The organism is Halobellus sp. Atlit-38R (assembly GCF_003665925.1).
Lineage (GTDB): Archaea > Halobacteriota > Halobacteria > Halobacteriales > Haloferacaceae > Haloquadratum > Haloquadratum inordinatus.
The window spans coordinates 39,825-53,545 of record NZ_QXIJ01000013.1 but is presented as its reverse complement, the minus strand read 5'-3'; the positions used below and the strand labels follow the sequence as shown (position 1 = coordinate 53,545).

The following is a 13,721-nucleotide window of genomic DNA, read 5'->3' as shown; positions in this document are numbered from 1 at the left end:
ACGGCGGTCACGGGATCACGTCCGACAGTCTGAAACGCTCACGGTCTCCGTTTCGCCTGCGTCCCCGTCAGGGGACCGTACGCGCCTTATTTTCACTTTCACCGTCGTCGGCGAACCCTTAACAGCGACGACGCCCAATCGAGCGTGATGGCGGCCACCGACGACCCCGCGTACGTGGACCATCCCCTCCTGAGTCCGGACTTCATCGAGCGGCGGCTCTATCAGATGCGCCTCGCGAGCGCCGCGCGCGAGTCGCACACGCTCGTCTGTCTTCCGACCGGGTTAGGAAAGACGACCGTGAGCCTGCTCGTGACGGCCGATCGGCTCGACGACATCGGCGGTAAGGCGCTGTTTCTCGCGCCGACGAAGCCGCTGGTCCAACAGCACGCAGAGTTCTATCGCGAGGCGCTAGAGGTCCCCGACGAGGAGATCGTCGTCTTCACCGGCGAGATCCGACCGGAAGACAGAGCCGAGCGCTGGGAGGACGCGCGGATCGTCGTCGCGACCCCGCAGGTCGTCGAGAACGACCTGGTCGGGAGTCGCATCTCCTTGTCGACCGTCTCTCACCTCACGTTCGACGAGTGTCACCGCGCGAGCGGCGACTACGCGTACGTCTACATCGCCGAGCGGTACCACGAGGACGCAGAGAAACCGCTCGTGACGGGGATGAGCGCCTCCCCGGGCGGCGACAAGGAGGCGATCCTGGAGGTGTGTCAGAACCTCGGGATCAGCGAGGTCGAGGTGATGACCGAAGACGACGCCGACGTCGACGAGTACACCCACGACACGTCCGTCGAGTGGGAGCGAATCGAACTCCCCGACGAGATTCTGCAGATTCGGGACGCGCTGAACGAAGTGATCAAAGACCGACTCCAGAAACTGAAGTCGCTGGGCGTGACGAACACCACCCAGCCCGACGTCTCCCAGAAGCAACTGAACCGGATGCGCGGGAAACTGCAGGAGTTGATGAACGCCGACAAATCGGAGGGCTACAAGGGGATGTCGACGCACGCGGAGGTGATGAAACTCCGGCGGGCGGTCGAACTCGTCGAGACCCAGTCGGTCGAATCCGTTCGCAGATACTTCGAACGCCAGCGCAACGCCGCGCGCTCTTCAGGGGCGTCGAAGGCGAGCCAGCGGCTCGTCGCGGAGCCGAAAGTGCGCGAGGCGATGCGGCTCGCGGAGTCGTTCGACGGAACGCACCCGAAGTTCTCGCGGGCACGGATCCTGCTGGCGCAGACGCTCGGCATCGAGGAGGGCGAGCGGGTAATCGTCTTCACGGAGTCGCGCGACACCGCCGAAGCGCTGACGGAGTTCCTCTCGGCGTCGTTCGACGTGCGCCGATTCGTCGGCCAGGGCGACAAGGAGAGTTCCGAGGGAATGACCCAGAAGGAACAACAGGAGACGCTCGACGCGTTCCGGAACGGGGAGTTCGAGGTCCTCGTTTCGACCTCCGTCGCCGAGGAGGGACTGGACGTCCCCGAGGTGGATCTGGTGCTCTTCTTCGAGCCGGTGCCGACGGCGATCCGGTCCATCCAGCGAAAGGGGCGGACCGGACGGCAGGCCGAGGGCCGCGTCGTCGTGCTCCTCGCCGAAGACACGCGCGACGAGGCCTACTTCTGGATCTCGCGTCGCCGCGAGAAGGAGATGGAGTCTGAACTCCGCGAACTGAAGAGCTTCGCCGGCGACATCGAGTCCGAGCTCACCGCGCCGCAGCAGGATCTGGAAGCCTACGACAGCGAGGAGGACGGAGAGGGCGCGGGCGAGGTGACCGACGCGGAACGCTCCAACGACGCCCAGACGGACGACACCCAGGCAGACGACACGGGAAGCGCTGGGCAGTCGACGGGCGACACTGGAGCGGGCACCGGGTCGGTCGCGGAGTCGAACGGACAGGCCGGTCTCACGGACTTCGGGCCGACTGCCGAGGAGATCAAACGGGCGCAGGACGGCGACGGCGACGAGGAGAGCAGCGAGGCGGACGACGTCGACGAAGAGAGCAGCGGAATGGACGGCGGCGCCGATAACGAGAGCGCTGAGGAGGGAAGCGGCGACGCCGAAGACGGTGACGCGGCGGCCGGTTCGGGCGTCGTCGCCACCGCCGACGGCGACGACGAGGAGACCGAAATCGTCGTCGACCAGCGGGAGCTCGACGCCGCGATCGCGAAGGACCTCTCGAAGCGCGATGGCGTCCGCACGCGACTGGAGACGCTGGCCGTCGGTGACTACGTGCTCTCGGACCGGGTCGCCGTCGAGCGCAAGTCGGTCGCGGACTTTCTCGACACGCTCTTGGGCGGCGATCGCTCGCTGTTCGAGCAGATCGGCGACCTCGCCCGCGCGTACGCCCGCCCGATGTTGGTCGTCGAAGGCGAAGGCCTCTACGAAGAGCGGAACGTCCATCCGGGCGCGATCCGGGGTGCGCTCGCCTCGCTGGCGGTCGACTTCGACGTGAGCGTGCTCCAGACGCGCGACGAGGACGACACCGGCGAACTGCTGCTCACGATCGCCGAGCGCGAGCAGACCGAACGCGAGCGAACGGTGAGCGTCCACGGCGAGAAGAGCGCGAAGACGCTGGCCGAGCAGCAGGAGTACGTCGTCTCCTCGATCGCGGACATCGGCCCTGTGACCGCGCAGTCGCTGTTGAAACAGTTCGGAACGGTCGAGGCGGTGATGACGGCCCGCGAGGACGATCTCACCGATGTTAGCGGGATCGGCGAGGTGACCGCCGAGCGCATCCGGGAAGTCATCGGAAGCGACTACGAGTAGTCGCGAGCGGCGGTGATTCCTATTCGTCGTCTGGTTTCTGTCGATCCACATCGGAGGAGGTCTCTGCGTCGTCGTGGTCGGCGTCGTCGACCGAGTTCAGTTCCGTCGAAAGCAGCGCCGCCGACTCGACGAACAGACCGACGGCGAGGGGGCCGGCGACGACACCGATCGGACCGATGGTGAGCACGCCGCCGAAGAACCCGACGAAGTAGAGGCTCCCCGGAATGTCGGCCGTCTCGCGGGCGAGTCGCGGGCGGACGAGGACGTCGGGGAGCCACGCGATCACGAATCCGCCGACGAAGAAGACGAGCGCCGCCTGGAGGAGTTCCCCGAGCGCGACGTGGTACGCCGCGAGTCCCGCGAGAAGCACGCTCGGGCCGATGATGGGAACGAACTGGAGGACCGCAGCGACGGTCGACAGCGTCACGACCGACTCGTAGCCGAGCGCGAAGAACACCGGGAGCGCGAGGGCGAACGTCGCGACCGCGGTCGCCGCCTGCAACACGTAGATAGCGAACAGCGTCTCACGCGCGCGGCGGTTCAGCGACCGCGCGGCGTCGCGGTAGTCGGTCGGAACGAGCGCGAGCGCCGCGCGCTGGGCGTCTTCGCCGTAATAGAGCAGCGAGTAGATCAGGAACACGAACAGGGTTACTTTCACCAGGAGGACCGGCGCGGCCGTGGCTGCGCGCCGCGCCGCGCGCTCGACGAGTCCGACGACGAGCGTCGCGACCGATTCCAGCGTGACCACGTACTCGAATCCGAGCAGTGAGACGTCGATTTGGGCCGGAAGGAGGCCGATCAGGTCCACGAACGAGTCGAATCGAAGGTAGGCGACGACCGCGAGCGGGACGAACACGAGAAGCGTCATCACGAACGCGCCGGCGGTCGCACCGCCGCTCGCGACGCGCCGTGACTGACCGCGGGCGACGAGTTCGCGGCGGACCGGCCAGAGCAGATACGCGACGGTGACCGCGAAAAAGACCGTACTCAACACCGACGCCAGGAGGACGGCCGCGACCGCGCCCGCGAGGACGAAGAGCGCACCGAGCGTGTAGCGTCGCTGTCGTGACACGCCTGCGTCTCACGGCGAAGTGACAAGAGCGTTGCTCCGGGAAGCGCGCGTTGGGAGGGACGGAGTGCCTCAGAAGCGCACCGAACCGCTTCACCACGGTTAAATACCACTAGGTGTGATTACCAAGTAATGAGACGGAGAACGTTCCTGCGCGCGGCTGGTGCGGGCGGAATCGCCGGGGTAGCCGGCTGCACCGGTGGTGGCGGCGGGGCGGAGACGACGACTGAGGGCGCAACCGAGGGCACGGGCGAGACGTCGACGGGAACGACGACCGGAACTGCAGGCGGCGAGGCCCCCGAACTCGTCGTCGCGACGTACGGGCCGTTCGTCGACGCGCCGTCGTCGAGCCCCGGTGCGTGGATCAAAGAGACGTTCGAGTCCGAGTTCGACGCGACGCTCCGGTATGCGACGCCCGACAGCGAGATCAACTACTTCATCGAGCGCGCGCTCCGGGGCGTCGATATCGACGCCGACGTCTACGTCGGACTCAACGTGGATATGCTCATCCGGATCGACGAACGGCTCGACGATGGGCTGTTCACCCCCGTCGACGGACTCTCGCGAGGCGGCGACGTCAAGGAGTCGCTGTCGTTCGATCCGAAGGGCCGCACGATCCCCTACGACACGAGCTACGTCAGTATCGTCTACAACGAGACGCTGGGCGACAACGGGGCCTACAGCGCGCCGGAGACGTTCGAGGAACTCCTCGATCCGGCCTACGAGGGCGACCTCCTCGCCCAGAACCCGACGGCGAGCGCGACGGGCAAGTCGTTCCTCCTGCACACGATCAAGGCGAAGGGGGCGGACGGCTACCTCGACTACTGGAAGCAACTCCAGGACAACGGCGTCCGCATCCTCTCGGACTGGTCGTCGTCGTACACGGCGTACTCGAACGAGGAAGCGCCGATGGTCGTCTCCTACTCGACGGATCAGGTGTACGCCCAGCGGTCCGGCGAGGACCTCGCGAAGCACCAGATCCGATTCCTGAACGATCAGGGCTACGCCTACCCCGAAGGGATGGCGCTGTTCGAGGGGACTGACACTCCCGAACTGGCCCGGTCGTTCCTCGACTTTATGCTGCGGCCCGACGTGCAGGGCGAGATCGCTCAGCGGAACGTCGCGTTCCCGGCGACGACGACCGCGGAACTCCCCGCGTCGTTCTCGGAGTACGCCCAGGCCCCGCCGGAAGCAGTCACTTTCACGTACGACGCCCTTCGAGACAGCGTGAGTGAGTGGACGCAGGCGTGGGAACGGCAGTTCGCCAGCAAGTGAGGGCGACGCCGACAGCGTGGGGAGGCTGAACGCCGTGCTTCGGACCGTCTTCTCGCGACTCGAAGCACACGCGCTCACCCTCGGGACGGCAGCGACCGCGCTCGTCCTCGTCGTCGTCTTCTACTATCCGGTCGCGACGGTGTTCGTCGACGCCGTCGTCGTCGACGGGCGGGTGACGATCGCCCCGCTCGTGTCGGTGCTCACCTCGCGATTCTATCTCGTCGACATCTTCGGATTCACGGCGTACCAAGCGCTGCTGTCGACGATCGCGTCCGTCCTGCTCGGCCTGCCGGGGGCGTGGCTCCTCGCGCGGTTCGAGTTCTCCGGCCGCGAGACGCTGCGCTCGCTGACGATTCTCCCGTTCGTGATGCCGTCGATTATGGTCGCGATCGGCTTCGTCGCGACGTTCGGCCGGAACGGCACGCTCAACGCAGTGTTGGGGGCGCTCGGCCTCCCGACCGTCGACCTGCTTTTCACCGTCGAGGCGATCGTGATTGCACACGCCTTCTACAACGCGCCGCTCGTCGCGCGGGTAACGACCGCGGCCTGGGAGAGCGTCGATGCGTCGGCCGTCGAGACCGCGCGGAGCCTCGGAGCGTCGCCGGTGCGGGCGTTTCGTGACGTCGTCCTCCCGCAGTTGCTCCCGGCGATCGCGATCGGGGCGACGCTGACGTTCGTGTTCACGTTCGCATCGTTCCCGATCGTGCTCGCGCTCGGGGGATTCCAGCTCGCGACCGTCGAGGTGTTCATCTACTCGCGGATTCAGAACCTCGCGTACGCCGAGGCGGCCGCGCTCGCAGTCGTCGAGACGACGATCTCGCTCGGGCTGACGTATCTGTACCTGCGTTACGAGGGCCGACAGCGCGCCTCCGGACAGGGCGCGCGACCGCAACCCCGACAGTCGCTGTGGCCGGCGTCGGCGAGCGTCAGATCGCTGGGAACCCGGATCGGGATTTTCGCGTACGCCCTGGTCGTGCTCGCGGTGTTCGTCGGACCGATCGCGTCGATGGTCCTCACGAGCCTGACCGGACCGCAAGGCGGCTTGACCCTCGATCACTACCTGTTTCTCCTCGAACGTCAGCAAACGGGCGCGTCCTATCAGGTGCGGCCGCTGCCGGCGATCGAGAACTCGCTGCTCTTCGGCGTCGGAACGCTGCTCGTCGCGCTGCCGATGGGAGTCGTGATGGCAGTGTTGACGACGCGGCAATTCCGCGGGCGGGCCATTGTCGACGCGCTGTCGATGGCTCCGCTCGCGGTTTCGGGGATCGTCGTCGGCCTCGGCTTGCTTCGCGGACTCGTCTTCGGGATCGAGGTGTTTGGGACGCGCATTCAGGTCACCGGTGCGCTCGCGGTGGTCGCCGCGCACGCCGTCGGCGCGTACCCGTTCGTGACGCGGAACGTCGCGCCGCTGCTCGGGAATCTCGATCCGCGGCTGGTGGAGTCTGCGCGGAGTCTCGGCGCGAGTCGCGTGCGCGCGCTCGTCGACGTCGAACTGCCGCTGGTCGCTGCGGGCGTCGTCGCCGGCGCGGCGTTCGCCTTCGCGATCAGCATCGGCGAGTTCGACTCGACGGTCGTCCTCGCGGAGGGGTCGACCAGTTACACGATGCCCGTCGCCGTCGAGCGGTATCTGGGCCGGCGGCTCGGTCCGGCGACCGCGATGGGCTGTGTCCTGCTCGCGGTGACGAGTCTGAGTTTCGTGATCATCGAACGGTTCGGCGGTCGCTACGGCGGCCGAGGTGGCTTCTGAGGATGCAACTGACACTGGAGAACGTGTGCAAGGAGTACGGTGAGACGGTCGCGCTCGGAGGGAGCGACGAGAGTGACGGGCGTTCGGGCGTCGACCTCGACGTTGAGGACGGCGAGTTCTTCACGCTCGTCGGCCCCTCCGGTTGTGGGAAGACGACGACGCTCCGCCTCGTCGCCGGCTTCGAGGCACCGAGTACGGGGTCGATTCGGTTCGGGGGCCGCGAGATGCGCGGCGTGCCACCCGAAGAGCGGGACGTCGGCGTCGTGTTCCAGAACTACGCGCTCTTTCCCCACCTCTCGGTCGCGGAGAACGTCGCCTACGGCCTCCGGTTTTCGGACCCGCCGGGAGGCGAGAGCCGAGAAGAGCGCGTGGCGTCGTTGCTGGAGTTGGTCGATCTCCCCGATGCGGGCGGCCGCGATCCGACGGAGCTCTCCGGCGGTCAGCAACAGCGCATCGCGCTCGCGCGGGCGCTGGCTCCCGGCCCGGATCTGCTGTTGCTCGACGAGCCGATGAGCGCGCTCGACGCCCGACTCCGCGAGCGACTTCGGCTACAGGTCAAAGAGATCCAATCGACGCTCGGGATTACTACGCTCTACGTCACCCACGATCAGGAGGAGGCGCTCGCCATCTCCGACCGCGTCGCCGTGATGAACGACGGCGCAGTCGAACAAGTGGGAACGCCGCAGGCGGTGTACCGACGCCCGGAGACCCGCTTCGTCGCCGAGTTCGTCGGCGACAACAACGTCTTCGAGGGCCGCGTCGTTTCGAGTCGAGCGGCTGACGAGTTCGAAGAAAGCCGGGATTCAGTCGCTGTAGAAGGCAAATCTCCAGTTGAAACGGAGGGGTCCGGGTGGGGAAAAGAACGCGATGAGACCGCCGATCGGCCTCAGCGCGTCGAACTCGACGTCGGCGGGACAGCGATCACGATTGTAACAGAGAACGCAGTCGAAACGGACGACCGAGTCGCGTTCTGCGTCCGGCCCGAACAGATGCGGGTGCTCGCGAGTGGCTCAGAGGAGATGGATGGAGAGTCGAGTAGGGCGCGAACGGGCACCGAGACGAACGTTCTCGACGCGACGGTGTCCGGCACGGAGTTCCTCGGCGAGTCGACGCGAACCTATCTCCGGTGGAACGACCGGGAACTGACCGTTCGGTCGGCGAACCCCCTCTCCGGCAAGGTCCGGATTGAGTTCGACGCGACAGCGGCCCACGTGGTCGACGTCGAGCGCGGCGGATAGGATTCGCTACGTCCGGCGGGATGGGCCTCGCTGCGTTCGGCGACACCGGAGTCGCTACGGCGCGACGCCGACCGTGAGAAGCGTGCCGTGCGTGCGGTAGCGTTCGACCATCGCCTCTCGCGACTCCCAGTCGTCGGTGGAGAACGCCTCGGCCGGCGGAATCTCGATCTCGCGGTCCGGAATCGAGTCCTGTTCGGCGACGTGGAGACCTGCTTCGCGGAACTTTTTGCGATATTCGTCGGCGGACCAGCGCGTCATCTCGATGTCGATCCGTTCTTGCCACTCGTGGGAGTAGACGTTCTCCTCGTAGTAGTTCACGGCGCAGTAGAACGTCCCGCCGGGCCGGAGGATCCGGGCGATTTCTTCGAGCGTGTGCTCGGGGTCCGACGCGTAGTAGAAGGCCTCCATACTCCAGACGTGGTCGACGCTGTCGTCCGCGAAGGGGAGTTCGTCGAAGTCGCCGACGAGGTAGGCGACGTTCGGATCGTCGGTGTACGACTGCGCGTTGTGCGCCATCTCGGGAGATCCATCGAGACCGTACACTCGGCCGGCATCCTGCGTGTCTCGGAGTGCGCGACCGGCGTAGCCGCTCCCGCAACCGAGGTCGAGGACAGTGTCGCCGGACTCGATCGGCATCCGGGCGAGCGCGTGTTTCGCGGTGTGCCAGTGTCGCTCCTCCATTCCCCGGTCGCGGCCCTCCGCCGCCCAGGCGTCGAATTCGGCTCGGACGCTCATACGGGTGCGTCGACCGCCCCGAACAAGAAGCGTCGGGTTTCGCGTGGCGTTCGCACCCCGGTCTGGAGTAAGGCCGGGGTATATGCAGGGAGAGGGGAGAAAGTAGGTATGGTCGGACGTCGTCGTCGGTTCGCGCTGTCGGACACCGCACAGCAGATCGTCGGGGGGTTCCTGCTCGCCGGGCCGTTCGTGGTCACCGAGGAGGTGTGGGTGTTAGCTCAGAGTATGTCGTCGCTACAGGCGCTTCTCACCGTCTTCATCGTCTTCACCGTCGGGTACGGCGCGTTGTATAAGGCCGACGACAGAGACCCAGACCGAGAGACGGAGGTCGGGGGCGTTCCCCTGCGGTTCGTCTCGCTCATCGCCGTGGCATACTTCTCCGTCGTCGTCCTCGCGCTCGCGTTCGACGCTCCGGCGACGTTCCTCGATTCCGCTGCGTCGGGGTCGATGGTCGTCTTCGACGTCGCCGTCCATCCGGCGCGGATCGACGCGACGCTCAAAGCAGTCAGTATCGGAGCGATATTCAGTGTCATCGGCGCGGCGACTGCCGACTCGCTGTACTGAGTTCGGGTACCGAGTTCGGTCGGCGCGGTCGAGACGTTCGATCCAGACAGGTCTTCCTCGCTCCGGATCTGATCTCTTCCCTGCTCCGGATCTGGTCCTTTCCTCTCCTCCAAATCTGATCCCCCGCACGATTAAGTCAGCGGGGCCGGACCTACGGGTATGGATTACAACCTCGCCATCGAGAACGCACCGGATTCGATCCCTGGCGGAACGGGTATTCTACTGCTGCACCCGAGCATTGGTGAGACGGACCGCATCGACACGGACTTCCTGAAGACAGATACGGACCACTTCCTGGTAATCTCCACACGAACCACCGCCCGCGAGGTAGAGCAGAAACTGGAACACTACGACGTCGACGAGGAGAAGGCGGTCGTCCTCGATACGCTGTCGGTCGAGCGCGGCTACTCCCGTCGACGAACGGACCACGTCCACTACGTCTCGGCACCGGACGACCTGGACGGAATCGTCGCACAGACACAGGAGTTCCTGGAGTCCCACGACGGAAAGCTACGGATCAGCGTCGATTCGGTGACCGAGATGGCCTACTACGCGGACGTCGACGGCGCGTACGAAGCGAGCGAGCGACTCCTCGAACTGCTCGACGAACACGACGCCGTCGGCCTGTTCCACCTCTCGAACGAGGTCCACGACGAGGAGACGATCCAGCAGTTCCGCGACCTCTTCGACGCCGTCGTCGAACTCGACGTCAGCGGCGAGGTCACCGCCGAGTTCTGATAGGGATTATCGTACGTCTCCATAGATTTCTCGCCGGACGGTACGGCGAGAATCTCCGAACAGTTACGATAATCCCTATGAGTCGGTTCCGAGAGTAGGGCTCGTACTCTGTAGCGTAATGCGAACCGGTCAGGACTGATCGGTGCGGTCGGAACCCTCTTCGAGTTTCTCGAAGGTCTTTTCGGCCCATCGAACGCCGTACTCCGCGCCGTGTTCGAGGAACATCTGCGTGTCGAGCGCGGCGAACGGAGCGGGGAGTCCGAGGTCGTGTTTGATCGCAGAGCAGGCGTACTCGGTGGCTTCGGCGAACGACGTCTGCCCGCGCGCGACTGCCCGAGGGAGCGTCGAAAGTCGACCCTTCAATCGCTGTCCGGCGTCTTCCCAGGCGTCGAAGAGACGCGGTTGGGTACTCTCCCACGCGGCGAACGTCTCTCTGGTCTGGAGTCCCAGCCAGGCGTCGTAGAGCGCGGCAGCGATCTGATAGACGTCCGCAGGGCCGAGCGGGACGACACGGTCGAGTTCACGGTACTGCTCGCCGAAGAACGGGAGAAAGTGCTCGGGAGCGTCGGTTCCGATCTGTACGAACGCCTCCGCGAGGAGGAAATCGAGGAACTCCGTCGGGGTACCCTCCGCGCGTTTCTTCACGAGGACGGTCGGCGGGGCGGTCTGTCTCGTCCACGTGACGGTGCCGTCGCCCGGCATCCCGACGGTGAAATCCGAACTCGCGTAGGTGACGAGGGCGCTCGGCGCATTCTCCGGGAGCCAGTTACTCGGGTACGAGGCCGGCGAGAGTCCGTCCGCAAGGAGGCCGAGATCCTCCGCGGCTGCCGGCGGGATGGTCTCGAAGTCGGCCGCGACGTCGAGGACGAGCGCGTCGGGTGCGTGCTCGTCGCGGACGGCGGCGACGTCGTCGGCGAGGTCGCGTCGGTCGAACATATCCGGAGTTGGGGACGCGGTGCCTTCAGGCCCCCGTCTCGACTCCGGTGAGGGTAGCGAGTGCAGTCGAGATGTGTTCGTGCAGTCGAACCGAAATAGTGAGTACCGATCGGAGCCGCGTGGCTCTGATAGGGATTATCCGAAGTCTCGATAGATTTCTCGCCGGACGATACGGCGAGAATCTCCGAACAGTTACGATAATCCCTATGAGTTGAACGTGCAGCCAACGGAAAAGCGGCGTGTTGGAACGCGCTGCGGACGTTACCCGAACGCGAGCGCGAATATGATTGCGATCGCGAGGACGGCCGACACACCGACGGTTCCGAGAACGATCTTCGTCGCTTGGCTCATAGTGACACCCTGTCAGCGGGGGCGCTTAAATGCTTCAATCCGCCGCTGCGAGGACAAAGAAGAGTCAGCGTACGCTCGTCGACCTACTAGGCGTCTTCGGCGCCGCCGGGCGTCGTGTCCCACGTGTCCGGGACTTCGATGACGTAGCGCCCGTCCTCCTGCAGTGAGATGATGTATTCGGTCCGGTCGTACAGCTCCATCAGGTTCAGTTCGTACTCGCCGGGAGCGACGATGCGGATGCTCTCGAACTGCTCGTTGAGTTCTTCGCGGAGTTCGTCGAGGTCGGGACGTTCGTCGCTCGACGGCTCGATGACCCGTCCTTCGGAGGTGGTCGGCGGTCCGTCAGAGTCCGAAGTGGCTTCCGGGGGCGTCTCAGCGGGCGCGACGGTGTCGGGTTCGTCCGGACTCGCTGCCGCGATTTCGTCGGGCGAGACGACCTCGCTGCGGGCGCTCGCCTGCGCCGTGTTCTCTTTCGGACTGACGGTAGATGGGGCCTCTGTCGTACCTGGCTGACTCGCTTCGTCGCCCGTATCCGACGGCGGCGAGGTGGAACTGGTGTCGGTATCGTTCCGGGTGGAACTGGTGTCGGTATCGTTCCGGGTGGAACTGGTGTCGGTATCGCCCGGACGTGTTTGCCCCTTGGTTTGTTCGGAGTGGCGGGGTCGCCCCTGAGAGTCCGTCGCGTGCGTCCGATCGGTACTTTCCGTCGCGTGCGTCCGATCGGTACTTTCCGACGCGCGCGTTCTGTCGGGCGCAGTGTCTCGACCCGACGAAGACGGCTCGTCGCGGCGCTGATTCACCCACTGTCGAGACGGCTCCTGTCGGTCCGGTTCGGACGAATCCGTAGTTTCGTCCGATCCTTTTCCGAGCACACGTTCGGCGGCCTCACGCCAAGCGTTAGACCCGCTCGAGTCGTCGGTCGGCGACGATGTGTCACGAACGGGTTCCGTTCCACTGGATGAAGGGTCCGCGTCGGGTCGCTGACGCTCCGTCCTTCGATCGTCTTCCCCCGTGGGAGTCGTCCGGTCGTCTGCTCCTGTGGGGGTCGTCCGATCGTCTACACCCGTGTCTGTCGCGGACGAGGGACGGAATTGGAACTTGTTGCCGCCGCAGTTCGGGCACCCCGAGAGCATCTCTTTCGATCCGTCGGCGAATACGCGTCCGCAGTTTGTGCATTCGTGAGGCATCTGTGGTTACTGTGGAGGGGTCCGTTTCGGGTGGAGCGGCGCCGGATTTCGGCAGCCGAAGGAACAGTGCGGGGTCATTACTTCCGAGAAACCAGCGCGCTGATGAGATTCTCGTCTTTGTGGAGCGTCTCGATCTGGTTCGCGGGGCCGATAACCGTGAGTTTCTTCGTCGACTCCTTGCCCATCAAGCGGCCGAGAAATCCCTGATTGGCGCTGCCCGACTGGGGATAGGTCTCGATCTCGATCCCGTTGAACTCGTCGGGGCTGATCTCGGTCATCGTGACTTCGATGAGCTTCGACTCCTCGTCAGGTGAGAGGCCTTCTTCGAGGACGACGATGTTGCCGTCGCGGACGCCGTCGAGGATGAGTCGGATCTTCTCCATACTCGTCAGTCCCTCCATCCGAGCGCCGCTGATGAGGTCGATCTGGACGCCGTCTCCGGAATCTCCTGGTGTGACTTCTGGCATCGTGCTCACCCGAAGTATTCCGCGATCTTCCCGTAGACTTCGTCCATATTGTTCCCTTCGAGTGCCGAGAGCGGCACCGTCTCGTGCTGGGGGAACGCGTTCGAGATGCGCTGGACGTTCGAGTCGTCGAGGTCCGTCTTGTTCGCGAAGATGAGAACGGGCAGGTCCTGGCTCTCGATGATACCGATGAGCATCGTGTTGACCTGCGTGAAGGGGTCCTCAGTGCTGTCGAGCACGTAGATAACGCCGTCGACGTCCTCGCGGAGCCAGTGCATGGCCTCGGCGACGCCCTCGGTCGCCTCGCGTGAGCGCCGAACGGCGTCGTCTTTCTCCATATCGTGTTCGAGGAACTCCTTGTAGTCGACCTTCGTCGTGACACCCGGCGTGTCGACGATGTCGATGCTGACGGTCTTCCCGTTGCGTTCGATCTCGACGTTTTCTTTCCTGCGCGCGCGTCGGGTCTCGTGCGGGATATGGCTCTCCGGACCGACGGCGTCGCCGGTCCAGTCACGTGCGATGCGGTTTGCGAGAGTCGTCTTCCCGGCGTTCGGTGGTCCGTAGATGCCGATCCGCTTCGGTTCGGCATCGGAGAACATCCGGTCGACGACCCGTGAGATGCTGTCTCTAAGTTCTGTGAACAGTCCCATC

At 65.2% G+C, this 13,721-nt stretch carries 12 protein-coding genes; 6 read left to right on the top strand and 6 right to left on the bottom strand.

Annotated elements, in window-relative coordinates; all coding sequences use genetic code 11:
• The first annotated feature begins 147 nt into the window (after window positions 1-147).
• The gene (locus D3D02_RS14925; RefSeq protein ID WP_121570791.1) at window positions 148-2,766 is read left to right on the top strand and encodes a DEAD/DEAH box helicase; all 2,619 of its coding nucleotides are present in this window, start codon (window positions 148-150) and stop codon (window positions 2,764-2,766) included.
• Between the two features lie 19 nt (window positions 2,767-2,785).
• Here D3D02_RS14925 and D3D02_RS14920 read toward each other — a convergent pair whose 3' ends face one another.
• Window positions 2,786-3,838: an AI-2E family transporter gene (locus D3D02_RS14920; RefSeq protein ID WP_121570790.1), complete on the bottom strand. Its 1,053-nt coding sequence runs from the start codon at window positions 3,836-3,838 to the stop codon at window positions 2,786-2,788.
• 129 nt (window positions 3,839-3,967) lie between these two features.
• Between D3D02_RS14920 and D3D02_RS14915 the strand changes: the two genes are divergently transcribed.
• From D3D02_RS14915 to D3D02_RS14905, 3 genes are read left to right on the top strand one after another with little or no spacing between them, the layout of a single operon-like run.
• On the top strand, window positions 3,968-5,110 hold the full coding sequence (locus tag D3D02_RS14915; protein WP_121570789.1) for a thiamine ABC transporter substrate binding subunit: 1,143 nt from the start codon (window positions 3,968-3,970) through the stop codon (window positions 5,108-5,110).
• Between the two features lie 34 nt (window positions 5,111-5,144).
• Window positions 5,145-6,857, top strand: a complete 1,713-nt coding sequence (locus tag D3D02_RS14910; protein WP_121570788.1) for an iron ABC transporter permease — start codon at window positions 5,145-5,147, stop codon at window positions 6,855-6,857.
• 2 nt (window positions 6,858-6,859) lie between these two features.
• Entirely contained in the window at window positions 6,860-8,095 is a 1,236-nt protein-coding gene (locus D3D02_RS14905) for an ABC transporter ATP-binding protein (RefSeq protein WP_121570787.1), read from the top strand.
• Between the two features lie 54 nt (window positions 8,096-8,149).
• On the opposite strand, the gene D3D02_RS14900 is transcribed toward D3D02_RS14905, so the two are convergent.
• Entirely contained in the window at window positions 8,150-8,830 is a 681-nt protein-coding gene (locus D3D02_RS14900; RefSeq protein WP_121570786.1) for a class I SAM-dependent methyltransferase, read from the bottom strand.
• Between the two features lie 108 nt (window positions 8,831-8,938).
• Here D3D02_RS14900 and D3D02_RS14895 point away from each other — a divergent pair, with 108 nt between their 5' ends.
• Together D3D02_RS14895 and D3D02_RS14890 are read left to right on the top strand one after the other, a co-directional pair.
• Window positions 8,939-9,394, top strand: coding sequence for a DUF2391 family protein (locus tag D3D02_RS14895; RefSeq protein WP_121570785.1), 456 nt, complete (start codon window positions 8,939-8,941; stop codon window positions 9,392-9,394).
• A 159-nt stretch (window positions 9,395-9,553) separates the two neighbouring features.
• On the top strand, window positions 9,554-10,132 hold the full coding sequence (locus tag D3D02_RS14890; protein WP_121570784.1) for a hypothetical protein: 579 nt from the start codon (window positions 9,554-9,556) through the stop codon (window positions 10,130-10,132).
• 129 nt (window positions 10,133-10,261) lie between these two features.
• Here the strand turns inward: D3D02_RS14890 and D3D02_RS14885 are convergent, their stop codons facing one another.
• The 4 genes from D3D02_RS14885 to D3D02_RS14870 form a co-directional block, all read right to left on the bottom strand.
• Window positions 10,262-11,068, bottom strand: coding sequence for a hypothetical protein (locus D3D02_RS14885; protein WP_121570783.1), 807 nt, complete (start codon window positions 11,066-11,068; stop codon window positions 10,262-10,264).
• Window positions 11,069-11,505: 437 nt separating this feature from the next.
• Entirely contained in the window at window positions 11,506-12,606 is a 1,101-nt protein-coding gene (locus D3D02_RS14880; RefSeq protein ID WP_121570782.1) for a Zn-ribbon containing protein, read from the bottom strand.
• Between the two features lie 77 nt (window positions 12,607-12,683).
• On the bottom strand, window positions 12,684-13,073 hold the full coding sequence (locus D3D02_RS14875; RefSeq protein WP_121570822.1) for a DUF2073 domain-containing protein: 390 nt from the start codon (window positions 13,071-13,073) through the stop codon (window positions 12,684-12,686).
• A gap of 5 nt (window positions 13,074-13,078) precedes the next feature.
• On the bottom strand, window positions 13,079-13,720 hold the full coding sequence (locus D3D02_RS14870) for an Era-like GTP-binding protein (protein ID WP_121570781.1): 642 nt from the start codon (window positions 13,718-13,720) through the stop codon (window positions 13,079-13,081).
• Window position 13,721 lies beyond the last annotated feature (1 nt).